At 60.6% G+C, this 25168-nt stretch carries 20 protein-coding genes and 1 tRNA gene; 7 read left to right on the top strand and 14 right to left on the bottom strand.

All coding sequences use genetic code 11. From position 1 onward, the window contains the following. Positions 1–54 precede the first annotated feature (54 nt). From IFT98_RS12355 to IFT98_RS12340, 4 genes are all read right to left on the bottom strand, one after another. Positions 55–2286, bottom strand: a complete 2232-nt coding sequence (locus IFT98_RS12355; protein ID WP_192048935.1) for a xanthine dehydrogenase family protein molybdopterin-binding subunit — start codon at positions 2284–2286, stop codon at positions 55–57. Continuing rightward, positions 2283–3278, bottom strand: coding sequence for an FAD binding domain-containing protein (locus IFT98_RS12350; RefSeq protein ID WP_192048932.1), 996 nt, complete (start codon positions 3276–3278; stop codon positions 2283–2285). The genes IFT98_RS12355 and IFT98_RS12350 overlap by 4 nt, the downstream gene beginning before the upstream one ends. After that, positions 3278–3853, bottom strand: a complete 576-nt coding sequence (locus IFT98_RS12345) for a (2Fe-2S)-binding protein (RefSeq protein ID WP_244647987.1) — start codon at positions 3851–3853, stop codon at positions 3278–3280. Before IFT98_RS12345 ends, IFT98_RS12350 begins: the two co-directional genes overlap by 1 nt. A 467-nt stretch (positions 3854–4320) precedes the next feature. Beyond that, positions 4321–5178: an AraC family transcriptional regulator N-terminal domain-containing protein gene (locus tag IFT98_RS12340; protein WP_446730834.1), complete on the bottom strand. Its 858-nt coding sequence runs from the start codon at positions 5176–5178 to the stop codon at positions 4321–4323. 227 nt (positions 5179–5405) lie between these two features. On the opposite strand from IFT98_RS12340, the gene IFT98_RS12335 reads away from it, so the two are divergent. Further along, positions 5406–6638, top strand: a complete 1233-nt coding sequence (locus IFT98_RS12335; protein WP_244650947.1) for an MFS transporter — start codon at positions 5406–5408, stop codon at positions 6636–6638. 37 nt (positions 6639–6675) lie between these two features. Here IFT98_RS12335 and IFT98_RS12330 read toward each other — a convergent pair whose 3' ends face one another. Then, a complete protein-coding gene (locus IFT98_RS12330) occupies positions 6676–7569 on the bottom strand; it encodes a LysR family transcriptional regulator (protein WP_192048927.1) in 894 nt (297 codons plus the stop codon). Positions 7570–7669: 100 nt separating this feature from the next. Here IFT98_RS12330 and IFT98_RS12325 point away from each other — a divergent pair, with 100 nt between their 5' ends. Then, positions 7670–8839 (top strand): mandelate racemase/muconate lactonizing enzyme family protein, encoded by a 1170-nt coding sequence (locus tag IFT98_RS12325; protein ID WP_192048925.1) that lies wholly within the window; start codon positions 7670–7672, stop codon positions 8837–8839. A gap of 101 nt (positions 8840–8940) precedes the next feature. Next, a complete protein-coding gene (dctA, locus tag IFT98_RS12320) occupies positions 8941–10248 on the top strand; it encodes a C4-dicarboxylate transporter DctA (protein ID WP_192048923.1) in 1308 nt (435 codons plus the stop codon). A 196-nt stretch (positions 10249–10444) separates the two neighbouring features. Here dctA and IFT98_RS12315 read toward each other — a convergent pair. Next, positions 10445–10521, bottom strand: a tRNA-Arg gene (locus IFT98_RS12315). Positions 10522–10819: 298 nt separating this feature from the next. On the opposite strand from IFT98_RS12315, the gene IFT98_RS12310 reads away from it, so the two are divergent. The 3 genes from IFT98_RS12310 to IFT98_RS12300 all read left to right on the top strand — a co-directional run bounded on the left by IFT98_RS12310 (position 10820) and on the right by IFT98_RS12300 (position 11949). Further along, the gene (locus tag IFT98_RS12310; protein WP_192048921.1) at positions 10820–11047 is read left to right on the top strand and encodes a hypothetical protein; all 228 of its coding nucleotides are present in this window, start codon (positions 10820–10822) and stop codon (positions 11045–11047) included. Between the two features lie 10 nt (positions 11048–11057). Next, positions 11058–11240, top strand: a complete 183-nt coding sequence (locus tag IFT98_RS12305; RefSeq protein WP_192048919.1) for a PA3371 family protein — start codon at positions 11058–11060, stop codon at positions 11238–11240. A gap of 382 nt (positions 11241–11622) precedes the next feature. Further along, on the top strand, positions 11623–11949 hold the full coding sequence (locus IFT98_RS12300) for an Arc family DNA-binding protein (RefSeq protein WP_043190613.1): 327 nt from the start codon (positions 11623–11625) through the stop codon (positions 11947–11949). Between the two features lie 58 nt (positions 11950–12007). Here the strand turns inward: IFT98_RS12300 and brnQ are convergent, their stop codons facing one another. Then, entirely contained in the window at positions 12008–13321 is a 1314-nt protein-coding gene (gene brnQ, locus IFT98_RS12295; protein WP_192048917.1) for a branched-chain amino acid transport system II carrier protein, read from the bottom strand. Between the two features lie 273 nt (positions 13322–13594). Further along, the gene (mqo, locus tag IFT98_RS12290; protein ID WP_192048915.1) at positions 13595–15247 is read right to left on the bottom strand and encodes a malate dehydrogenase (quinone); all 1653 of its coding nucleotides are present in this window, start codon (positions 15245–15247) and stop codon (positions 13595–13597) included. Positions 15248–15718: 471 nt separating this feature from the next. Between mqo and IFT98_RS12285 the strand changes: the two genes are divergently transcribed. Next, positions 15719–16282, top strand: a complete 564-nt coding sequence (locus IFT98_RS12285) for a GNAT family N-acetyltransferase (RefSeq protein WP_192048913.1) — start codon at positions 15719–15721, stop codon at positions 16280–16282. A 67-nt stretch (positions 16283–16349) separates the two neighbouring features. On the opposite strand, the gene sucD is transcribed toward IFT98_RS12285, so the two are convergent. The 6 genes from sucD to IFT98_RS12255 form a co-directional block, all read right to left on the bottom strand. Continuing rightward, positions 16350–17231, bottom strand: coding sequence for a succinate--CoA ligase subunit alpha (gene sucD / locus IFT98_RS12280; protein ID WP_122796370.1), 882 nt, complete (start codon positions 17229–17231; stop codon positions 16350–16352). Then, positions 17231–18397 carry an ADP-forming succinate--CoA ligase subunit beta gene (gene sucC / locus IFT98_RS12275; protein ID WP_122796369.1) on the bottom strand — a complete coding sequence of 389 codons (1167 nt, stop codon included), beginning with the start codon at positions 18395–18397 and terminating at the stop codon, positions 17231–17233. The genes sucD and sucC overlap by 1 nt, the downstream gene beginning before the upstream one ends. Positions 18398–18575: 178 nt before the next feature. After that, positions 18576–20009 (bottom strand): dihydrolipoyl dehydrogenase, encoded by a 1434-nt coding sequence (lpdA, locus tag IFT98_RS12270; RefSeq protein ID WP_122796368.1) that lies wholly within the window; start codon positions 20007–20009, stop codon positions 18576–18578. 100 nt (positions 20010–20109) lie between these two features. After that, complete coding sequence (odhB, locus tag IFT98_RS12265; RefSeq protein ID WP_122715782.1) at positions 20110–21342, bottom strand: 2-oxoglutarate dehydrogenase complex dihydrolipoyllysine-residue succinyltransferase; 1233 nt, start codon at positions 21340–21342, stop codon at positions 20110–20112. A 42-nt stretch (positions 21343–21384) separates the two neighbouring features. Continuing rightward, positions 21385–24216, bottom strand: coding sequence for a 2-oxoglutarate dehydrogenase E1 component (locus IFT98_RS12260; protein WP_192048911.1), 2832 nt, complete (start codon positions 24214–24216; stop codon positions 21385–21387). Positions 24217–24460: 244 nt separating this feature from the next. Continuing rightward, a complete protein-coding gene (locus IFT98_RS12255) occupies positions 24461–25165 on the bottom strand; it encodes a succinate dehydrogenase iron-sulfur subunit (protein ID WP_192048909.1) in 705 nt (234 codons plus the stop codon). Positions 25166–25168 lie beyond the last annotated feature (3 nt).

Raw genomic sequence — 25168 nt, 5'->3', positions numbered from 1 at the left:
TGATACCTGCGTCGTTCAACCGCGCCGAGAAAACCCCGGCGCGGCAACGAGCGATCAAACGCTGAAGGTCGGCACCTCATCCATCAGTTTTTCCAGGCTGATCGGCAGGTCACGCACACGCTTGCCGGTAGCATGGTAGACCGCGTTGGCCACCGCAGCCGCCAACCCGGTCACACCGATTTCACCCACTCCGCGTGCACCGTATTCATTGAGGTTGTAGTCAGGGTAATCGAGCAGGATCACATCGATATCCGGCTGATCGGCGTGCACCGGCACCATATACTCCGCGTAGTTGTTGTTCACCGGCATGCCGTTGCGCTCGTCGTAGTCGGTCGACTCGAACAGCGCCATGCCGATGGCCATGACGATGGCGCCTTCGACCTGATTGCGCGCGGTCTTGGCATTGATGATCTTGCCCACATCAATGGCGCTGACCACGCGCGACACGCGCAGGCGGGAGATACCCGGATCCCAGCGCACCTCGACGAAATGCGCGCCGAACGAGCTGAATGCATGCTTCTTGGTATCGGCCATACCGGTATGAGCCTCGCCTTCGGCGCTGGCGATCTTCAGCTTCTTGAGTACTTCGGCGAACCCCAGGCTGGTCGAACCGTCCTGCAGGCGCCCGTTGCTGACCGTGATCGCTTCTGGCTTGGCATTGGCCAGCCCGCCCTCTTCCGAGGCTGCGAAGCTCTTGAGCTGGGTGAGCGCGGCGCGCGTGGCCTCTGCCACGGCCGGCAAGGCACTGGCGGTCATCCACGAGCCGCCGGAAACAGGCGCGGGCGGGTAGGAAGAGTTGCCCAGCTCTACCGTAATCCGCTCCAGCGGCAGACCGGTGATGTCACTGACGCACTGGGCAAGCACCGTGTAGGTCCCGGTACCAATGTCCTGAGCACCGCAGTACACCACGGCGCGACCATCGGAGGTCAACGAGACCCGCGCTTCGCACGGCGTGCGGAAGGCATCCCAGTTGCACTGCGCCATGCCGTAGCCGACGATCTCATGGCCATCGCGCATGCTGCCGATACCCGGCGTGCGCTTGGCCCAGCCGAAACGCTCGGCGCCTTGGGCCAGTGCTTCACGCAGATGATTGCCCGACCACGGCAATTTTTCCTGCTCGTTCTGCTCGGCCCAGTTCAACTGGCGAAACGCGAGCGGGTCCATCTTGCAGCGTTCGGCCAGCTCGTCGATGGCCGACTCCAGCGCGAACAGGCCAGGGGCTGCCCCTGGAGCCCGCATCGAGGTCGGTGCGCCGCGGTTGACCTGCACCGTGCCATGAGTCACTTCGACGTTGGCACACGAGTACAGACTGGCACTCATGCCACCGCAGTTCTCGACATACTGGTCGCCGATCCCGGTGGTGTTGAGCGATTCATGACGCAGGGAAACCAGCTTGCCCTTGCCATCGGCCGCCAGGCGCATGCGCTGGCGGGTTTCCGGACGATGCCCTACCGTGGTGAACATCTGCGCTCGCGGAAGTACCAGTTGCACGGGTCGGCCGACGATCTTGGCTGCTGCACAGGCGGCTACCGAGTGCGGCCAGATCCATAGCTTGCCGCCGAAGCCCGAACCAATGAACGGCGCCCGGACTTCCACGCGCTCGGTGGGCAGGCCGAAGATCTGCGCCAGGGTGTTGCGGTGAACCACGACCGACTGGGTGGATTCATACACCACCAGTCGGCCGTTGTCCCACAGCGCAACGGTAGCGTGCATTTCCATCGGGTTGTGAGTTTCCACAGGCGTCGTGTAGGTGGCGTCTACCGTCTGCGCGCCGCCATCGAAGGCGCTGGCTGGATCGCCGCGCTTGTGGCCCTGCCCGCCATCGGCAGCTGCCTTGCGCTTCAGACCCTGCTCCAGATTGGCTGCAGCCGCGCTTTCGCTGTAGCTGACCTTTACCTTGTAGGCCGCTTCGCGCGCGTGCTCGAACGTGTCGGCAACCACCAGCGCCACGAACTGCCCGGCATAGCGCACGACGTTATCCTCGAACGGTAGCCTTTTCTCGTCGGTACGCGAGCCTGTCAGCACCCCTGCCAGGGAAAAAGGCACGGGCGAGGTGTGGAACGCCTGGGGAAAGTTGCCGTGGTGCAGAACTTCCAGCACGCCAGCCGAGCGGCGCGCCGCCTCGATGTCCAAAGATGTGATCGAGCCACTGGCCACCGTGCTGTAGACGCCATAGGCGAAGACCATGCCCTTGGGCTGATGGTCGGCCGCATACTGCGCGCTGCCGGTGACTTTCAGGCGACCGTCGATGCGGCGTGGGGATGCCCCCATGATTGGCTCGCTCATGCCGTGGCTCCTGTGCTCAGGGTGGAGAGGTTGCGCACGATGGCCTGCTGCCCAAGGGGAATCTTGTAGGCGTTGTGTGCATACGGCTTGGCCCCTTGCAGCGCAATGGCTGCGGCCTTGGCGAAGTTTTCCGGGGTAGCGGCCGCACCGCGCAGTGCGCGCTCGGCTTCCAGCGCACGCCACGGCTTGGTGCCAACGCCGCCCAGTGCGATGCGGGCCTCGCGAATGACCTGCCCGTCCATGACCAGAATCACCGCGCTGGACGCCAGCGCAAACTGATACGAGGCGCGATCACGCAGCTTCAGGTACGCGGACTTGCCGTTGGCCAATGGTGCATTCAGGGTGACGTGGGTGATCAGTTCGTCAGGCTGCAGCGCATGCTCCTTCCACGGCGTGGCGCCCGGCAGCAAGTGGAAATCCTGGAAGTCGATCTCGCGTTTGCCGTTGGGGCCTTGCACCTGGACGGTCGCGCCAATGGCCGCCATGGCCACGCACATGTCCGAAGGATGGGTGGCAATGCACTGGTCGCTGGTGCCCAGTACCGCGTGCACGCTGCGGTTGTGCCCGCCGATGGCAGCACAGCCAGAGCCTGGCACGCGCTTGTTGCAGGCGGAGACGCCGTCGCGGAAATAATTGCAGCGCACCCGCTGCATGACATTGCCGCCAGTGGTTGCCTTGTTGCGCAGCTGGGTGGTCGCCCCGGACAGCAGCGCCTGGGACAGCACTGCGTAATCACTCTTGATACGCGGATGGTTGGCCAGACGAGTGTTGCTGACCATTGCGCCGATACGGGTGCGGCCATCGCTCAAGGTTTCGACCTGATCCAGCGCCAAGGTATGCACGTCGATGACCCGATCGGGCTGCATGATATCGATCTTGACCAGATCCAGCAGGGTCGTACCGCCGGCGAGAAACGCCGTGGCCTCATTGCGGGCATGGGTCGCAACGGCCTGTTCGGGGCTGGTTGCGCGGGTGTATTCCAAGGCTCTCATCAGCTGGCTCCCTGTACTTTGCCACGGGCATCCTGCACGGCGGCAAGGATGTTCTTGTACGCGCCACATCGGCAGATGTTGCCGCTCATGGCCTCGCGAACGCTGGCGTCGTCGGCACCGATGTCCGGGTCCTTGATGATCGCCGCAGCGGTCATCATCTGGCCCGAGGTGCAATAACCGCACTGGAAAGCGTCGTGGGCCCAGAACGCTTCCTGAATGGGGTGCAGCTGACCATTGCGCTCCAGGCCTTCGATGGTGGTGATGTCATCGCCCTGGTGCATGGCCGCCAGGGACAGACAGCTGTTCACCGGCTGACCATTGATGTGCAGCGTGCAGGCCCCGCACTGGCCATGGTCGCAGCCCTTCTTGGTGCCGGTCAGCATCAGGCGGTCGCGCAACACGTCCAGCAGCACAGCATTGCCGGGCACGTTGAGCGTGTGCGGCTGGCCATTGACCTTGAGCGTGATCCGCTGCTCGCCCTTGGCCAGCGGCTTGTCACTGTCGTCGATAGGCGCCAACTGGGCGGCCTGGGCCCACACCGGAGCGGTGGCAGCGGCCATGCCCGAGATACCCATGGTGCGCAGGAAATTGCGCCGCGAGGGCGTAGTCAGTTCCTTGAACAACTCACCGGAACCCTCTGGATCGGGAGAAATCTTTTCGGTCGGATCGGTCATGTTGCGGTCCTCATCTATTTTTTTATGTCTCGAATCACGGTCTTGCTGCGTCTAGTGCAGACACCTGGATCACGCCATTGGTTGAGGTCGTACGTCAGGTGACAAGACACTATGGTTTCAAAGCGTGTCGCGAATCACGCCATTGACGACCCGCACGATGCCCGACATGGCAACGAGGGCAGTTTTTGCCGGTGTCTTGCAGAGCGGGTTCAAACCTGCGTGGGCGCTCATGCGCTGCGGGAAATGTCACTCCGTTCGCCGATCCGGCGACTCAGTATGCAGTCGGCTGCGGGACGCCACTTGCCCAATCGAGTGGCGTTCTTGCCTATTTCAGTGAAGGCGACCAGGCATGCGATAACGCGGGCAGGCTAGCCGTTTCCGCGCAAGGCCGCGATGTCGCGCTTGGGTGGCGCGCCGAACAGACGACTGTACTCGCGACTGAACTGCGACGGACTTTCATACCCAACCTTGAAGGCTGCGCTGGACACGTCCTGATGTTCATTGAGCATCAACCGCTTTGCCTCATTGAGCCGCAGCCACTTCTGATACTGCAACGGGCTCATCCTGGTGAGTTGACGGAAATGATGATGAAAGGTCGGGGTACTCATCTGCACCCTGGCTGCCAGTTCGTCGACGCGCAGCGCTGACGTGTAATTCAACTTCAGCCAATCGATCGCTCTGCCTATGCGATAACCCTGCCCGTCCACCGAGGTGATCTGCCGCAGCCGACCCGCCTGGTCGCCTTGCAGCAGGCGATAGTGGATTTCGCGCTGGATCAGCGGCGCCAGCACAGGGATGGACTGTGGCTCATCGAACAGCGCCAGCAGCCGTCCGAACGAGGCCAGCAATGGCCTCGTTATCGAACCGATACCGACACCTTGGACCGCGGCGCGATCACGGGAGGGCGGCAGATCACCCTGCGCTATCAGTTCGGCCAGCATGCGCATATCCAGCTTGAACGTCAGCCCCAGGCATGGCTGCTCGTGGCTGGCCACCAGCACTTCGGAGTTGGCAGGCAGATCCAGCGACGTGATCAGAAACTTCGAGGTGCTGTAGCGATAACCTTCACCCCCCACCCACAGCTGTTTCTCGCCCTGTACCACCAGAATGATGCTGGGCTCCACCATGCAGGTCATGGGCGGCGCCGGGCAGTCGCGTCGAAAAAAACCAAGACCTGCGATGTCCGTTCGGTAATCACCAGGTGCCTTGGTGTGCGAGGCGATCATCCGCGTCAGCGTTTCGTGCGTCGATGAGCCTGGACCACTCGTGTCGAATTCGTTCGTCATATTCACCTTGCTCCCGTGTCACAAACTCTAACTCGCCTCTGCTCGTACGTCCCGCCATCCAGTGCAGACTCATAGGATCAGGCAAGTAATCCAGTCCAATGCGCTACAGAGAGACTCATCGGACCGAGACAATGGCCATCGATAAATCTCTGGAGAACACCTCTCGAATGAACCAATCTTCGACCTCCGCCACCCACACCGGTGAATCATGGGGCGCCGTGTTCGCCATGTCGCTTGCCGCTTTCGTGCTGGTGGCCTCGGAATTCATGCCCATCAGCCTGCTCACACCCATCGCGGCGGACCTGCACATCACCGAGGGCCAGGCCGGCCAGGGCATCTCCGTATCAGGGCTGTTCGCGCTTTTCACCAGCCTGCTGATCGCATCGGTGGCCGCTCGGGTCGAGCGCAAACCGCTGCTCGTTGCACTTACCCTGCTGATGATCGTTTCCGCAGCCGTCGTTGCCTTTGCACCCAACTATTGGGTATTCATGGGCGCACGCGCCCTGATCGGCGTCGCCATCGGCGGGTTCTGGTCATTGTCGGCAGCGACCGCCATGCGCCTGGTGCCTGATGGCCAGGTCACCCGGGCCATGGCTATCGTCAACGGCGGCAATGCTCTGGCAACGGTCGTGGCAGCGCCCCTGGGCAGTTTTCTCGGCGCGCTGATCGGCTGGCGCGGTGCCTTTCTGGCCCTTCTTCCCGTGGCCGTGATTGCGTGTGCATGGTTGTTGGTGAGCCTTCCAACCCTGAAAGCGCGCAGCGAGTCGGGTACCGGCAACGTTCTTACGCTGATGAAACGCACCCCGGTCGCGCTGGGCATGGTCGCGGTAAGCGTATTCTTCATGGGTCAGTTCATGCTCTTCACCTATCTGCGTCCGTTTCTGGAAACGGTCACACAGGTCAGTGTTTCCATGCTTTCGTTGATGCTGCTGGTGCTAGGCCTGGCCGGGCTTGCCGGCACGTTCCTGATTGAAGCCTTCCTGAAAAATGGCCTGCATCGAACGCTGATCGTTATTCCGATCCTGATGGCAGCCATCGCCATGGCACTGTTGTCATTCGGCAGCTCGACGGTCATCACTACGGTACTGCTGGGGCTTTGGGGAGCGGTTGCGACTGCCGCACCAGTGGGATGGTGGACGTGGCTGGCAAGAACCCTTCCGAACGATGCGGAGGCAGGCGGTGGCTTGATGGTGGCGATCATCCAACTGGCCATCGCGTCCGGGGCCATCGTCGGTGGGCTGGTATTCGACGCAAGCGGCTACCGAGCGACCTTTGAAACGAGCGCAGGGTTGCTCGTCTTGGCAGCGGTACTTGCCTTTCTGGCGGGACGCGCGGCAACCCGGGCAGCTGCAGGCGGCACGTCGGGGACAGCGCGGCCCTGCGCACCGGCTGCCAGGTAGGCGAGACGCCGACTCGGCGTATCGCACCCCCGATGCGTCAGGTGACAGATGGCAGATCCATGCCCGCCCTCGTCCAGAACGCTTCGGCGGACTGACCCAGGTTTGCTTTCGGCCGGGTCAGGTGCACCTCCAGCGGTATGTCCCAACTCTCATCGAGCGCCCTCACCAAGCGTCCCTCGTGAAGCTCCTGCTCGGTCAGGCTCTTGGGCAACCACGCTACGCCCTTGCTTTCGAGAGCCATGGACATCAGCACCGCCGCCAGGTGGCTGTGGAACAGCGGGCGCAAGTGAAGGTAGTCCTCCTTGCCCCGCAGCCTGTGGGCGACGATCCGCCCCAACCCCGACTCATGGGTATAGGCAAGATAAGGCAGTGTGGCGGGCGAGGTGTCGAAGTGCGAGGAGGCACTGGCAAGCGGTACCAACACGTCCTCTCCGACCTTTTTGCTGATGAACTGATCGGGCGCCAGCAGCGGCGGAACATCGGGATGGCGATGGCAGAGCAGAAACTGGACCTGTCCGTGTATCAGCATCTGCTCGCAGACAGCCATGCTGTCGGAGTGCAGCTGCACCGCTTCGATGGGTGCACCGGTTTCCGAACTGCGCAGCCACCTGGGGAAAAACGTGAACGACAGCGAGTGAGTGGCGGCGAACTTGAGTGAGCGTGCCGACACGCCCGCCACTTCCTGCGCCTCGTTGCGCAGCCGATACAGGTGGCGCGCCGCCTCCTGTGCACCGGGCAGAATCTGCCTGCCCGCCTCAGTCAAGGTCGCGCCATGGGGCGTGCGCACGAACAGCTCCACCCCCATCCAGTTTTCCAGCGAGCGAACCCTGCGGCTGAAAGCCGGCTGGGTGATGTGGCGGGCTTCGGCCGCGCGCACGAAGCTGCCGTATTCGGCAAGCGCCGAAAGGTCTTCAAGCCAGACGAGTTCCAAGGGCCATGCCTTCTGTGCATAGGGTTGGGCATTAATAGCATTGGGCGGGTGACTTCGCAAAGCCTAACGTGGGGCCACAACCCATAAGAGGAATCCCTCCATGCGCATCGTCGACATTCGTGAGAAGACCGTTTCCATCGCCTCCCCCATTGCCAACGCCTACATCGACTTTTCCAAGATGACCTGCTCGGTCGTGGCGGTCATCACCGACGTGATCCGCGATGGCAAACCGGTCATCGGCTACGGCTTCAACTCCAACGGTCGCTACGGCCAGGGCGCGCTGATGCGCGACCGTTTTCTCGCCCGCATCACCGAAGCCGACCCCGATACCCTCGTCGATCATGAAAACAACAACCTCGACCCGTTCGCCATCTGGAAAGCGCTGATGACCAACGAAAAGCCTGGAGGCCACGGCGAGCGCTCGGTGGCGGTCGGCACCATCGACATGGCGGTATGGGATGCGGTCGCCAAGATAGAAGGCAAACCACTGTATCGCCTGCTGGCCGACCGCTACCGAAACGGCGTGGCGGACGACAAGGTCTGGGTCTACGCCGCCGGCGGCTATTACTACCCTGGCAAGGACCAGACCAAGCTCAAGGCCGAAATGCAGAGCTATCTGGATCGTGGCTACGACGTGGTCAAGATGAAGATCGGCGCGGTGCCGCTCGATGAAGACATCCGGCGTATCGAAGCAGTGCTCGAAGTGGTCGGCGATGGTCGTCGTCTGGCGGTCGATGCCAATGGTCGCTTCGACCTGCAGACAGGTATCGCCTACGCCGAAGCCATCAAGAAGTACAACCTCTTCTGGTACGAGGAAGTCGGTGACCCGCTGGACTACGCCCTGCAGGCCGAGCTCGCCAATCACTACGAATTGCCCATGGCCACCGGCGAAAACCTGTTCTCCCACCAGGACGCTCGCAATCTGTTGCGCCATGGCGGTATGCGCCCCGACCGTGACTACCTGCAGTTCGACTGCGCGTTGTCCTACGGCCTGGTCGAGTACATGCGCACCCTGAAAGTAATGGAAGACATGGGCTGGTCATCGCGCCGCGTGGTCCCACACGGCGGCCACCAAATGTCATTGAACATTGCCGCGGGCCTGCACCTGGGTGGCAACGAATCCTACCCGGATGTCTTCCAGCCGTTCGGTGGCTTCGCTGACGGTATCCAGGTCGAAAACGGCTATGTCGGCCTGCCGGAGATTCCCGGTGTCGGTTTCGAAGCCAAATCGGCCCTCTACGCCGTCATGCGCGAGCTTGGCGAAGGCTGATCGCCTCCGTCTGCGGCCTGTGCCAAACAGGCCGCGAACGCTGGCGTCAGGCACTGACGTCACGCCACATGCCCATCACAACAATAAAATGAGGTGCTCTCGTGGAAATCTCCAGAACCCGCTGGTATGGCCAGCTGTACGTGCAAGTGTTGATCGGTATCGTCATCGGTGCCGCCATTGGATACTTCGCTCCCAACATAGGCGCCAAGCTGCAGCCGTTTGCCGACGGTTTCATCAAGCTGATCAAAATGCTGCTGGCACCGATCATCTTCGGCACGGTGGTCGTCGGTATCGCCAAGATGGGCAGCATCAAGGAGGTCGGGCGCATCGGTGTGAAAGCCCTGATCTACTTCGAGATTCTGTCGACGATTGCGCTGGTCGTCGGGTTGATCGTGGTCAACATCGTCAAGCCTGGTGTCGGCATGAACATCAACGTCAGCGCCCTGGATGCCAGCGCCATCAATAAATACAGCCAGGCCGCCAGCGAGCAAGGCGGCACCGTCGAGTTCTTTCTCAACATCATCCCGCACACGTTCATCGGCGCCTTTTCCAACGGGGTGATGCTGCAGGTGATACTGCTCTCGGTGTTGATGGGCATTGCCTTGGTGCAGCTGGGCGAAACCAGCAAGCCTCTGATCAATACCATCGATCTGTTCCTGCAGGGCCTGTTCAAGATCGTCGCCATGGTCATGCGCCTGGCTCCGCTCGGCGCGGGTGCCGGCATGGCCTTCACCATAGGCAAATACGGGATCGGTACCCTGCTCTCGCTCGGCCAGTTGCTGGTCGCGCTCTATATCACAACGCTGATTTTCATCGTCGTGATACTGGGCACGGTCGCCAGGTGGTCGGGCATGCCTTTGATGCAATTCCTGCGCTACTTCAAGGATGAAATCCTCATCACCTTGGGTACTTGTTCCACCGAAGCCGTGTTGCCCCGCATGATGGTCAAGCTGGAAAAACTGGGCTGCAAGAAATCGGTCGTGGGGATGGTTCTGCCGACCGGATATACCTTCAATGCGGACGGTACCTGCATCTACCTGACCATGGCCGCGATTTTCATTGCCCAGGCAACCAACACCCCGCTGACGGTCGCGGACCAGATGATTCTGCTGGCTGTGTTTCTACTGACCTCCAAAGGCTCGGCCGGCGTGGCAGGCGCCGGGTTCGTAACCCTGGCCGCCACGCTCACCACCATCCATTCCATTCCTCTGGTCGGCCTCGTCCTGCTGCTGGGCATCGACCGGTTCCTCAACGAGGCTCGGGCTGTCACCAACCTGATCGGCAACGGCATCGGCACCATCGCGATCGCCAAGTGGGACAACTCATTCGATGTCGAGGTCTGCCAGCGTGAGCTTGCCGCCATGAAAGACGAAAAGGCCGCGAGGAAAGCGCTGCTGGCGCCTAAGTGATCGGTATCGCGTACCCGCCGTCCTGCCGATTTGCCCGGCGCTGCAGGGGGGGGCGACCTTTGGATGGACGCTGGGCACCAAAGAAAACGCTGACTGCCATGGCCACAGCTGCGCAGCCCAGCCTGCATGGCAGGTGATGCGAATCAGTTGGACGGGGGGCTGGCCGGAAATTTCGAGAAGCAAGTACGAGTAAGAATGGTGTCCCAGGCGGGGTTCGAACCTGCAACCTTCCCCTTAGGAGGGGGATGCTCTATCCAATTGAGCTACTGAGACACACGGCGTCGTGCCAGGCGGCACGACGAACGGCGTGCATGTTACCCAGCCACGCCCGGTTTGTCATGCAACGTCGACAGTTTTATCCGTGGTAAATGCCGTTCAAGGATGAACCCGACAGTCATGCATTTTGCAATGCGTGAAGAAGCACAGGAATGCAGAATGCAATATCAATGCGCCTTCGTTCCTGGGTATGGCTCTGAATTCCTTGAGAATTCCGCTAACCAACGAGTTGGCACGCGCCCTGCTATATTCCTGGCTGAACACTGATTTGCCAAACCAGCCATGGAGCGTCCCAATGAACAGCGTCCTCGTCATGCTCAACATTATGGCATTGGTCACCTTCATTGGCTTTCAGTTCCACACTCAAGCCAACGATCCTGCACTTGTGCACATTGACGCTGCCCGACTAATCCCTGCGCCCGTTGCCCGCGTCGCGGCTTCCAGCCCCGAACGCGCTGTCATGGCTGCGCAGGGCGTCAACGAGACCGCAACAACGCAACAGTCTGAACGCTACGTGTTTTAAGGAGTTGTCGATGTCGAGATACGCCTTTGCGTTCCTGCTGGCGGCCGCCGTGTGCTGGGTGGGTGCATTCACCCTCGAGCAGAACGCCGCTTTGGGGACGACGCTGCAAGTGCTGGGCAGCATCAGCGCTATGGCATTTCTGTTGGCCCTGGTCAAAGGCCGCAGGATCAAATTCGATCCCTACCTGCATTGATTTTCAAGCCAATTGATACACAGCCGAAATCAATACTAGCAAATGGCCCAAATGTTACTATGCTAGCCCAAGGGTAGCTCGCACGTGCTGTGCGCGGTGTGCACAAGACGGGTCAGAGCACCTCTCGGACGAATCTTCGACTTTTTCGAACAGGGTGATCGCAAATTTCCACCGGCCTTGTAAAATACATGCCGCTGGGGACTGGCAAAATGCCACGATTCGGATCATTATTTGTCACAGATTTGGCGTCAAGGTTATGTCGCAACTCAGGCATCATAGCGTGGCATCGGCAGGCTGGAACAATTTGCCGATCGGCGTGTCCTAACCGACATCCTGCGGCCTACTTCGAGAACCGCTCCCCCTGAACTTATCGGTCAACACTATGCGCCCACTCAAACAGGCTGTTTACTCCAGCCGCACGGCTGACAAATTTGTAGTACGTCTTCCCGACGGGATGCGTGAGCAGATCGCTGAGGTGGCTCGTAACCATCACCGAAGCATGAACTCCGAGATCATCGCACGCCTGGAACAGAGCCTGATCCAGGAAGGTGCCTTGGGTGAAGAGTTGAGCATGAAGATGGACAGTCCGGAGCTGTCGTTGCACGAGCGCGAGCTTTTACAGCGTTTCCGTCAGTTGTCTCATCGACAGCAGAATGCGCTGGTGTCCTTGATCGCCCATGACGTCGAGGCCGCAGCCGAAGCGTCGTGAACACCGCTGCAAAAAAAAGCCAGCTCTAGAGCTGGCTTTTTTGTGGGTGGCGCACGGCTCAGGCCGCTGCGTGAACCCTTGCGCCCATCACGCGATCGATCAACACCGCCACCAGCAGGGTTGCCACCGAAGGCACCAGCCAGGCCAGGCCTTGCTCGCTCAGGGGAAGATCGAGCAGAGATGTCGGCAACCATTGCGAGTACCCCGCACCCTTGATCGCATCGATCAGGCCGAACAGCAACGACACGAACATGACCGGCCCGAGAATGCGCGACTGCGAATGCCACAGCCCCGCACAGAAGCTCAAAGCCACCAGCACGATGCACGGCGGATAGATGGCCGTCAGCACCGGAATCGAAAACGCGATCAGCTTGGTCAGCCCCAGGTTCGACACCAGCAGCGAGAACAGCGCGAGCAACAGCACCAGCGTCTTGTAGGACAGCGGCAGCACTCGGCTGAAGTACTCGGCGCAGGCGCAGGTCAGGCCCACCGCAGTCACCAGGCATGCCAGCGAGATCAGCACGGCCAGGAAACCACTGCCCAGGGCACCGAAGGTGTGCTGCACGTAAGCATGCAACACCGCCGCGCCATTGGTAGCACCGGCAGCCACGGTGTGGCTGCCCGATCCCAGACGGAACAGACTGACATACACCAGCGCCAGCCCTACCCCGGCGATCAGACCCGCAATGATTGCATAGCGCGTAATCAGCTTGGGTGATTCAACGCCTCTGGAGCGGATGGCATTGACGATGACAATGCCGAACACCAAAGCGCCCAGCGTATCCATGGTCAGGTAGCCATTGATGAAACCCAGGGAGAACGGCGCCGCAACGTACTCGGGTACCGCATCACCGGTGGGGCCCACTGGCAGGGCAAACGCTGCAATACCCAGCACCGCCAGAGCGATGATTTTCAGCGGTGCCAGAAAGCGCCCCACGGTATCGAGCAGACGCCCCGGATAAAGCGAAACGAAAAACACCAGCAGGAAGTACACCGCGCTGTAGAGAAACAGCGCCAGCGGCGTCTCACCGGTCAGCGGCGCCATCCCCACGGCGAACGACACGGTGGCCGTGCGCGGCGTGGCGAACAGCGGACCTACGGCCAGATAGCACACCGCTGCAAGCAAACCGCCCGCCACCTTGCCGATCGGGCTGCTCAACGCATCCATCGAGCCGCCAACCCTGGCCAGAGCGACCACGGTTATTACCGGCAGACCCACTGCAGTCACCAGGAAGCCCAGCGCTGCCATCCATACGTTCGGGCCAGCCTGCAGACCAACGAAGGGAGGAAAAATGATATTGCCTGCGCCTACGAACAAGGCGAATGTCATGAAACCAAGTGCCAGAATATCCTGGCCTTTAAGCACTTTCATTGGAAGGAAACCACGTCAATAGATTGGAATTGAGAGAGGTTTTCCCCATGGATGAGGGAAAGACGGTCGACCGGATGAGGCCAGACCTGGCGCACGGACTTCAGCCTTGTGGGCAAGCCGGGCAAAACGGCGCGTAGAGTAGCGAAAATGCGCGCTCATCGCACTGTTGCAGTGCGAAGTGTCCGCTGAGCGCACCTGTGTGTCGCATCGGTGCAAGACTCAGCGGAAACGGTACAGCCAATCCTTTCACCCCCGAAACCGAGGGCTTGGGGATTACAGGGCCATGTCGGCCGCTGGATTGCTTTCAGCCTTCGGTGCAGCCTGACCTTCGATCGGGTTGGCAGCAGCGGCCGCCTGGTCGATCACGGGCGGTGCAACAGCCAGCTGCAGGATCTTCGCAGTGTAATTCCACTCTTTCTGCACAGCTTCTGGCGAGTTGTTCAGGGCGGTGCCGTAGCTAGGCACGATCTGACGCAGCTTGGCTTGCCATTCAGGCGTGGCAACCTTGTCCTTGAACGCTTTTTCCAGCACGTTGATCATGATCGGTGCCGCAGTCGATGCGCCCGGCGAAGCACCCAGCAAACCGGCAATGCTGTTGTCCTTGGACACCACGATTTCGGTACCCAGTTTCAGCACGCCGCCCTTCTCTTCGTCGCGCTTGATGATCTGCACGCGCTGGCCGGCCTGCCACAGACGCCAGTCTTCTTTCTTGGCGTTGGGGAAGTACTGCTTCAGTGCCTGATAGCGATCATCGTCGGACAGCATGACCTGACCTGCCAGGTATTCGATCAGTGGGTACTGTTCGATACCAACTTTGGTCATCGGCCATACGTTATGCAGATTGGTGCTGGTCAGCAGGTCCAGGTACGAACCGTTCTTCAGGAACTTGGTCGAGAAGGTCGCGAATGGGCCAAACAAGACCACGCGCTTGCCGTCCAGGACGCGGGTGTCCAGGTGCGGAACGGACATGGGCGGCGCGCCAGTCGACGCGATACCGTAGGCCTTGGCCATATGCTGCATGGCCACGGTCGGGTTCTCGGTCACCAGGAACGAGCCACCCACCGGGAAACCGCCGTATTCCTTGGCCTCGGGAATGCCCGAATCCTGCAGCAGATGCAGCGCGGCACCACCAGCGCCGATGAACACGAACTTGGCGTCGGTTTCGGTCTTGGTACCGTCTTTCAGGTTCTTGTAGCTCACGCGCCACGAACCGTCGGCGTTGCGCTTGATGTCTTGCACTTCGCTGGACAGCTTCAGATCGAAGCCATTCTGACCCTTCAGGTGGCCGACGTACTGGCGAGTGATCTCGCCGAAGTTCATGTCGGTACCCAGCGGACTCCAGGTGACGGCCAGTTTCTGATTAGGGTCTCGGCCCTCCATCATCAACGGCACCCACTTCTTGATCTGCTCATGATCCTGGGAGAACTGCATGCCGGCGAACAGCGGGCTGGCCTTCAGCGCCTCGTAGCGCTTCTTGAGGAACTCGATGTTGTTGTCGCCCCACACGAAGCTCATGTGCGGCGTGGAGTTGATGAACGTACGTGGGTTCTTCAGAACACCGGCAGTAACTTGGTGCGCCCAGAACTGACGGGAGATCTGGAAGGCTTCGTTGATCTCGATCGCCTTGGCGATCTGGACCTTGCCGTCCTTGTCTTCCGGGGTGTAGTTCAGCTCGGCCAAGGCAGAGTGACCGGTACCGGCGTTGTTCCAGCCATTGGAGCTTTCTTCAGCAACGGCGTCCAGGCGCTCGACCATTTCCATCGACCAGCTTGGCTCGAGCTCGTTGAGCAGCACGCCCAGCGTGGCGCTCATGACGCCGCCGCCGATCAGCAGGACGTCGACTTTCTTCGCTTCGGCCGCTTGTGCCGACACCATCCCGATGGACAGAGCCAGACCCAGCAGCGCTGTGTTCGCTTTCTTCAACATACAGAAATTCCTAGGATTGAACGCCATTGGCTCGATCCGACAACGCTGACGTTTCAAGCTGCCCGCAAGGGGCCGCGAAACGAGTCGCCGGCAAACCGTGTAAATGGCATAGAAGGCCAAATTCGTTGCATCGGCCTCACATTCATGTCCTTAGCGTGCTGACTTTCTTGTTGAATATTGTCTTCAGCGACTTCAGTGACATCGACCTTGGCATGCCTTGCAGCACAAGGTCACTGCTGGCAGCCGGCCAGAATCCACAACCTGAACTTTCGTTCACGGGCTGCGACATTATGGCGGGTCGACATATTACATGAGAGTGGCTACCCGCAACCAGATCAATGTGATCGATTGCCTCAATCGATATAAATGGTGATATCAATTAAGGAAAGCCCCTACATCGTTTAATGATACTTCCTACATGCGAGACTACATAAGCTCAGTAAAGTCCTCGGTTTTCATGAGCATTACACGATGAACGACTGTACGGCCCCCCTCATACCCACACTCAGTACTCGCAGGCTGCTGCTGCTCCCGCTCACCCTGGCCGACGCGCCACGCTACCAGCAGCTGATCGCAGACTGGGACATGGTTCGCTACATCACTGCCAACATGCCGTGGCCCTACCCCGCCGACGAAGGGCTGCGCTACATCCGCGACGATGCGCTACCGGCCATGGCCGACGCCGAAGAATGGCACTGGACACTCCGGCTGCACGCTGCGCCTGAGACGATGATCGGCGTGATCAGCCTGATGGACGAATGCGACGACAACAGAAGCTTCTGGCTCGCCAAGCCCTGGCAAAACCAGGGGCTCGTTGGCGAAGCATGCGAAGTGGTGACTCGTTTCTGGTTCCAGACCTTGGATAGACCCGTCTTGAGGGTTGCCAAGGCAGTGGCGAACGAGGCGTCCCGACGGATCTCCATGCGCGAAGGCATGCAAGTGGTTCTTCGGCGGGAACAGGACTTCGTATGCGGCCGCATGGAGGAAGAGGTCTGGGAGTTGACGCGCCAGCAGTGGCTGACTCGGCAAGGTTAGCCTGCGCTGAAAACACAAAAGCCACCCGAAGGTGGCTTTTGCGACTACGCGAACAGGTAAGCGAAGCTTACTTGACCGCCCAGCCAGTCAGCTCGGCCAAAGCCTTGCCGATGTCGGCCAGCGAACGCACGGTTTTCACACCGGCGTCTTCCAGTGCTGCGAACTTCTCGTCTGCAGTACCTTTGCCGCCGGAGATGATTGCACCGGCATGGCCCATGCGCTTGCCCGCAGGGGCAGTTACACCAGCGATGTAGGAAACAACCGGCTTGGTTACGTGTGCCTTGATGTAGGCAGCCGCTTCTTCTTCAGCCGAACCGCCGATCTCGCCGATCATCACGATCGCTTCGGTCTTCGGGTCTTCCTGGAACAGTTTCAGGATGTCGATGAAGTTCGAGCCCGGGATCGGGTCGCCACCGATACCAACGCAAGTCGACTGACCGAAACCGGCATCAGTGGTTTGCTTCACAGCTTCGTAAGTCAGTGTGCCGGAACGCGACACGATGCCTACTTTGCCTGGCAGGTGAATGTGACCTGGCATGATGCCGATCTTGCATTCGCCCGGAGTGATCACGCCTGGGCAGTTCGGGCCGATCAGGACCACGCCCAGCTCGTCGCACTTGACCTTGGCATCCAGCATATCCAGGGTAGGAATGCCTTCGGTGATGCACACGATCAGCTTGATGCCGGCGAACGCTGCTTCAAGGATGGAATCCTTGCAGAAAGGAGCCGGTACGTAGATGACCGAGGCAGTTGCGCCGGTGGTGTCGACAGCTTCCTGGACAGTGTTGAACACCGGCAGGTTCAGGTGAGTGGTGCCACCCTTGCCCGGGGTCACGCCGCCGACCATCTTGGTGCCGTAGGCGATGGCCTGTTCGGAGTGGAAAGTGCCCTGCGAGCCGGTGAAGCCCTGGCAGATGACCTTGGTGTCTTTATTGATCAGGACGCTCATTACTTGCCCTCCGCAGCTTTGACAACTTGTTGAGCAGCGTCGGTCAGGCTGGTGGCTGCGATGATGTTCAGACCGCTTTCCGCCAGTACTTTAGCGCCCAGTTCAGCGTTGTTGCCTTCAAGGCGCACAACCACCGGGATTTTCACGCCGACTTCCTTCACTGCGCCAATGATGCCTTCGGCAATCATGTCGCAACGAACGATGCCGCCGAAGATGTTGACCAGTACGGCCGCGACATTGGCGTCGGACAGGATGATCTTGAACGCTTCGGTTACGCGTTCCTTGGTGGCACCACCGCCAACGTCAAGGAAGTTGGCTGGCTTGCCGCCATGCAGGTTGACGATGTCCATGGTACCCATGGCCAGGCCAGCACCGTTGACCATGCAGCCAATGTTGCCTTCCAGGGCCACGTAGTTCAGTTCGAACTTGGCGGCGTGCGCCTCACGCGGGTCATCCTGCGATGGGTCGTGGAAACCCTTCAGCTTGGGCTGACGGTACATGGCGTTGGCGTCGATGTTGATCTTGGCATCGAGGCAATGCAGATCGCCATCAGCCTTGATGACCAATGGGTTGACTTCCAGCAGGGCCAGATCGTGGTCCTGGAACAGCTTGGCCAGGCCAACGAAGATCTTGGCGAACTGAGCAACCTGCTTGCCTTCCAGACCCAGCTGGAATGCCAGCTCACGGCCCTGGAACGGCTGTGCGCCGACCAGCGGGTCAATGGTGGACTTGAGGATCTTCTCGGGAGTGTCGTGAGCGATCTTCTCGATGTCCACGCCACCTTCGGTGGAAGCCATGAACACGATGCGACGGCTGGAACGGTCCACTACGGCACCCAGATACAGCTCTTTGGCGATATCGGTGCAGGACTCGACCAGGATCTTGGTGACGGGCTGACCGTTGGCGTCAGTCTGGTAGGTCACCAGACGCTTGCCCAGCCACTGCTGAGCGAAAGCCTTGGCGTCTTCCTTGCTGCGAACCAGTTTCACACCACCAGCCTTGCCGCGACCACCAGCGTGGACCTGGGCCTTGACGACCCACTCGCTGCCGCCGATCTTGTCGCAGGCTTCTGCGGCGTCTTCGGGGGTGTCTACCGCGTAACCCTTGGATACTGGCAGGCCGTATTCAGCGAACAGCTGCTTACCCTGATACTCGTGAAGATTCATGCTTATTACCGTCTTCGTTAGGTACTGCGCTTTTCGGCGCTGCGCTTCATGATTGAAGTGCCGCGCCACCTGTGACTGCTACTCGCCGGTTGACCGGCGAGGTGAGTCCGGCGGGCGTTCCGCGGCAGGCCCTGTGGACAGGACATGCGACGGGCAGGCCGCCGTGGTTTCTTATTGTTTAACGCTTCTTGCGGTTGGCAATGTGGATGGCGCCGCCATTCACGGCCAGGGCCGCTTCGTGCAAGGCTTCCGACAGGGTCGGATGCGAGAAGACCATCATGCCCAGGTCTTCGGCACTGGTGCCGAACTCCATGGCGATGGCGCCCTGCTGAACCAATTCTGCCGCGCTCGGGCCGATCACGTGTACACCCAGTACGCGGTCGGTCTTGGCATCGGCGATGACCTTGACGAAACCGCCGGTGTCATTGGCAGCCATGGCACGACCACTGGCTGCGAACGGGAAGCTGCCGACGTTGACCTCAACACCTTCGGCCTTCAGCGTCTGTTCGGTCTTGCCGACCCATGCGATTTCCGGGTGGGTGTAGATGACCGAGGGAATCAGGTCGTAGTTCATCACGGCCTTGTGGCCCTTGATGCGCTCGACGACCATGATGCCTTCCTCGGACGCCTTGTGCGCCAGCATCAAACCACGCACCACGTCGCCGATGGCGTAGACGCCAGGCACGCTGGTGGCGCAATAGTCATCGACATAGATGAAACCGCGTTCGTCGATGTCCACGCCGCTGTCCGAAGCCAGCAGGTCGGTGGTCACCGGGCGACGGCCCACGGCAACGATCAGCTTGTCGAAGGTGATCGTCTGTTCGCCGTTGGCGTCGGTGTACTTGACCAGGACCTCTTCGCCCTGCACTTCGGAGCCGGTCACGCGCGCGCCCAGCTTGATGTCCAGACCCTGCTTGGTGAAGGTCTTCAGGGCTTCCTTGGACACCGCGGTGTCGGCAGCCATGAGGAATGTGTCCAGCGCTTCGAGGACGGTGACTTCGGAGCCCAGACGGGACCATACCGAACCCAGCTCCAGGCCGATCACACCGGCGCCGATGACGCCAAGACGCTTGGGCACCTGCTGGAATTCCAGCGCGCCGGTGGAGTCGACGATGATCTTCTGGTCGACAGGGGCCGGCGGGATGTCGATCGGGCGCGAGCCGGATGCCAAGATGACGTTGTCGGCCTCGACGATCTCAACACCGTTGGGGCCGGTGACTTCGACTTTCTTGCCGGCCAGCAGCTTGCCGTGGCCTTGCAGTACGGTCACGCCGTTGGACTTGAACAGGCCGGCGACGCCGCCGGTCAGGTTCTTGACGATGTTGGACTTGCGACCAATCATCGCCGGTACGTCAATGGTCACGCCGGCGTGGTTGATGCCATGGATGGCAAAGCCATCCTGTGCTTCGTGGAATTTCCACGAGCTGTCCAGCAGTGCCTTGGAGGGAATGCAACCCACGTTCAGGCAGGTACCGCCGAGGGCCAGCTTGCCCTCGCCGTCTTGATATTTTTCGATACAGGCAGTCTTGAGGCCCAGTTGTGCGGCCTTGATGGCAGCGACGTAGCCACCGGGGCCTGCGCCAATCACTACCACGTCGAATTTCTGAGTCATAAAACGATTCCTATTAACGGCATGCTTGAAGCCCAGGTGCCGGGTTCCGTATCAAGCTGCGTGGGCTCGATGGCAGATCCCGGGACCTGTGGCTGCCTTATCAGATATCCAGCAACAGACGCGCTGGATCTTCCAGCAGGTTCTTGATGGTCACCAGGAACGTCACGGCTTCCTTGCCATCGATCAGGCGATGGTCATACGACAGCGCCAGGTACATCATCGGGCGAATGACCACTTGACCGTTGATCGCCATCGGGCGCTGCAGAATGTTGTGCATGCCCAGGATAGCCGCCTGCGGCGGGTTGACGATCGGGGTCGACATCATCGAACCGAAGGTACCACCGTTGGTGATGGTAAAGGTACCCCCGGTCATTTCGTCCATCGACAGCTTGCCGTCGCGCGCCTTCTTGCCGAAGGTGGCGATGCCGCCTTCGATCTCGGCCAGGCTCATGGCCTCGGCATTGCGCAGGACCGGAACCACCAGACCGCGGTCACTGGAAACCGCCACACCGACGTCGGCATAGCCGTGATAGACGATGTCCGAACCGTCGATCGAAGCGTTGACCGCCGGGAAGCGCTTCAGCGCCTCGGTGGCTGCTTTGACGAAGAACGACATGAAGCCCAGGCGCACGCCATTGTGCGACTTCTCGAACAGGTCCTTGTACTTGGAGCGCAAGGCCATGACTTCGGTCATGTCGACTTCGTTGAACGTGGTCAGCATGGCCATGTTCGACTGGGCTTCCACCAGGCGCTCGGCAACCTTGGCGCGCAGACGGGTCATCGGCACACGCTTTTCAGTGCGGTCGCCGACGCTCTGCACGATGGCAGCGGCAGCGGCCGGCACGGCAGGCTTGGCGGCCGGGGCAGACTTCTTGGCTTCGATGGCGGCGACCAGGTCTTCCTTGGTCACGCGACCGTCTTTGCCGGTGCCCTTGACGCTGTTCAGGTTGATACCGTTTTCTTCGGCCAGTTTGCGTGCAGCCGGGCCGCCAATGGCGTCATCATCGCCAGCGGCAGGTGCCGAAGCCGCCTGCGGTGCGGCAGCCTGAGGCGCAGCAGCGGCCTGAGGTGCGGCAGCAGGTGCAGCGGCGGCACCGCCCGCCTCGATGGAGCCCAGGACTTCGTCCGACAGAACGGTGTCGCCTTCGTTCTTGACGATCGCGCCCAGTACGCCGTCGGCGGTGGCCAGCACCTCCAGGACGACCTTGTCGGTCTCGATGTCAACGATCAGGTCATCGCGCTTGACCGCGTCGCCCGGCTGCTTGTGCCAGGTGGCAACGGTGCCGTCGGCGACCGATTCCGGGAAGGTAGGGGCTTTGATCTCGATAGCCATTATCAGTATTTCCTTAAATTCGGTTTCAGGTGCGCGTTGGCATTAAACGGTGAAGGCATCTTGCAGCAATTTGGCTTGCTGCTCGGCGTGCATCGAAGCGTAACCACAAGCCGGGGCAGCCGATGCGTCACGGCCGGCATACTCGAGGACCAGAGTCTTCTTGTGATTGCTCATGCTGCGGCGCAAGTGATGCTGACTGCTGTACCAGGCACCCTGGTTCATTGGCTCTTCCTGACACCAGGCCACATGTTCCAGATTGATGTAGGCAGCAATCGCTTCCATCAGGTCGTCTTCAGGGAACGGATACAGTTGCTCGATACGCACGATGGCTACATCTTCACGGCCTTCGGAGCGGCGCTTCTCCAGCAGGTCGTAGTAGACCTTGCCGCTGCACAGCACCAGACGCGTCACCTTGGCGGCGTCCAGGTTATCGATTTCCGGAATGACCGTCTGGAACGAGCCTTCGGCCAGGTCTTCGAGGGTCGATACGGCCAGCTTGTGCCGCAGCAGCGACTTGGGCGTGAGCACGATCAGCGGCTTGCGCAGCGGACGAATCACCTGGCGACGCAACAGATGGTAGATCTGCGCCGGGGTGGTCGGCACGCACACCTGGATGTTGTGCTCGGCGCACAATTGCAGGTAGCGCTCCAGACGCGCGGACGAGTGCTCCGGGCCCTGCCCTTCGTAACCGTGCGGCAGCAGCATGGTCAAGCCGCACAGACGGCCCCACTTGTGCTCGCCACTGGTGATGAACTGGTCGACCACAACCTGCGCACCGTTGGCGAAGTCGCCGAACTGGGCTTCCCAGATCACCAGCGCATTGGGCGAGGTGGTCGAGTAGCCGTATTCGAATGCCAGCACCGCTTCCTCGGAAAGGAAGGAGTCGTACAGGTCGAAACGCGGCTGGCCGCTGTAGAGGTTCTGCAGCGGGATGTAGGTCGCCGCATCCTTCTGGTTGTGCAGCACCGCGTGACGGTGCGAGAAGGTGCCGCGGCCGATGTCCTGGCCGGTCATGCGGATCGGATGGCCTTCGAACGCCAAGGTGGCGTAGGCCATGGTCTCGGCATAGCCCCAGTTGATCGGCAAGCCACCGGCCTGCATCTTCTGCCGGTCTTCGTAGATCTTCGCAACCTGACGCTGAACCACGAAGCCTTCCGGGATTTCCAGCAGCTTGGCGGACAGTTCCTGCAAGGTCTTGAGGTCGAAGCTGGTGTCGTGACGCGCAGTCCAGGCGTGGCCCAGGTACGGACGCCAGTCGACGAACAATTCCTTGTTCGGCTCCTTGACCAGGCTTTTGACCACGTGCAGACCGTTGTCCAGCGCGTTGCGGTATTCGTCGATCTGACTCTGCACGCTGCCTTCGTCGAGCACGCCGGCCTTGATCAGGCTTTCGGCGTACAGCTCGCGCGTGGTGCGCTGCTTGGCGATCTGCTGGTACATCAGTGGCTGGGTGCCGCTAGGCTCGTCAGCTTCGTTGTGACCGCGACGGCGGTAGCAGACCAGGTCGATGACCACGTCACGCTTGAACTGCATGCGGTAGTCGATCGCCAGCTGGGTGACGAACACCACGGCTTCCGGGTCATCGCCATTCACGTGCAGGATCGGCGCCTGGATCATCTTGGCCACGTCGGTCGCGTATTCGGTGGAACGCGCGTCGTACGGGTTGCTGATGGTGAAACCGACCTGGTTGTTGATCACGATGTGCACGGTGCCGCCGGTCTTGAAACCGCGGGTCTGCGACATCTGGAAGGTTTCCATGACCACGCCCTGGCCGGCGAATGCAGCATCACCGTGCAGCGAGATCGGCAGCACCTTGTCGCCGACCGCGTCGTTGCGACGGTCTTGGCGGGCACGTACCGAACCTTCGACCACCGGAGATACGATTTCCAGGTGAGACGGGTTGAACGCCATGGCCAGGTGAACTTCGCCACCTGCGGTCATCACGTTGGACGAGAAGCCCTGGTGATACTTGACGTCACCGGAACCCAGCTCGACCTTCTTCTTGCCTTCGAATTCGTCGAACAGATCGCGCGGGTTCTTGCCGAAGGTGTTGACCAGCACGTTGAGACGGCCACGGTGGGCCATGCCGATCACGACTTCCTTGGTGCCGTACGAGCCCGAACGCTGGATCATCTCGTCCAGCATCGGAATCAGGCTCTCGCCGCCTTCCAGACCGAAACGCTTGGTGCCCGGGTACTTGGTGCCCAGGTACTTTTCCAGGCCTTCGGCCGCGGTGACGCGCTCGAGCACGTGGCTGCGGCTCTCGGCCGAGAACGATGGACGACCGCGCACACTTTCCAGGCGCTGCTGGAACCAGCTGCGCTGCTCGGAATCGGTGATGTGGGTGAACTCGGCGCCGATGGTGCGGCAATATGTCTGCTGCAAAGCCTCGAGAATTTCACGTAGGCTCGCCTCCTCTTTGCCGATGAACAGGTCGCCGGCACGGAAGGTCGTATCCAGATCGGCATTGGTCATGCCGTAATGGTTGATTGACAGGTCTGCCGGAGCAGGCCGTTGCCACAGCCCCAACGGGTCCAGTTGGGCTGCCTGGTGGCCGCGCATCCGGTAAGCCTGAATCAATCGCAGCACTTCCACCTGCTTCTTTTCGTGCTCGCTGCTCACGCTACCGGCGGAAACCGGTTGGGCACGGCGCTGGTTTTTGGCCAGCAGGACGAAATGGTCGCGGATGGTGGAGTGTGCAACGTCGGTGGCAGTGCTGCCTTCGGCAGGCAACTTCTGAAAGTAGGTGCGCCACTCTTCTGGCACAGCGTTAGGGTCGTGCAGGTAAAGCTCATAGAGCTCTTCCACATAGGCAGCGTTACCACCGGATAGGTGGGCGCTGTTCCACATGCGCTGCATCACGCTTTCTTGCATGCTTGGTCACCCTCGGTTAGGGGACACCACCGGCGCTCACACCTTGGGCGCATTGACGCGGTCCATGTACAGCGACCGTGCAAGCCACCTCAGTTGTACGCTGGTAGTCCGGGTACCAGCCCGGAGCCCCTGCTGGTCTTGTTTCTTCGAAAGTAAAAGCGAAGCCTTACACAGCCACGCTCGGGTTTTCATCACAGCGCAGGATCAGTCCAGCGCTGTGATGGCTTGCGGTGTAGCAGATGAATCAGACGCCGTTGGACAACAGCATGTTCCGCACGTGGCCAATGGCTTTGGTGGGGTTCAGGCCCTTGGGGCAAACGCTGACGCAGTTCATGATGCCGCGGCAGCGGAATACGCTGAACGGATCATCCATCGACGCCAGGCGCTCGTTGGTCCGGGTGTCACGGCTGTCGGCCAGGAAACGGTAGGCCTGCAGCAGCGCCGCCGGGCCGAGGAACTTGTCGGGGTTCCACCAGAACGAAGGGCAGGAAGTCGAGCAGCAGGCGCACAGGATGCACTCGTACAGACCGTCCAGCTTCTCGCGCTCTTCCGGAGTCTGCAAACGCTCGATGGCCGGGGCCGGCGTGTCGTTCTGCAGGAACGGCTTAACCTTCTCGTACTGCTTGTAGAAGATGCTCATATCCACGACCAGGTCACGGATCACCGGCAACCCTGGCAGCGGGCGCACGATCAACTTGTTACCTTTTACGACAGCGGACAGCGGCGTGATGCACGCCAGGCCGTTCTTGCCGTTGATGTTCATGCCATCGGAACCGCATACGCCTTCACGGCAAGAGCGACGGTAGGAGAAGCCTTCGTCCTGTTCCTTGATCAAGGCCAGCACGTCCAGCACCATCACATCCTTGCCACCGGTGTCGACCTGGAATTCCTGCATGGACGGCGCTGCGTCCTGGTCCGGGTTGTAGCGATAAACACTGACTTGCAACATGGT

The organism is Pseudomonas sp. CFBP 8770 (genome assembly GCF_014841705.1).
In the GTDB taxonomy this organism is placed as follows: Bacteria; Pseudomonadota; Gammaproteobacteria; order Pseudomonadales; family Pseudomonadaceae; genus Aquipseudomonas.
Note: the sequence above shows the minus strand (reverse complement) of the source record. Positions and strands in the feature narration are given on the sequence as shown.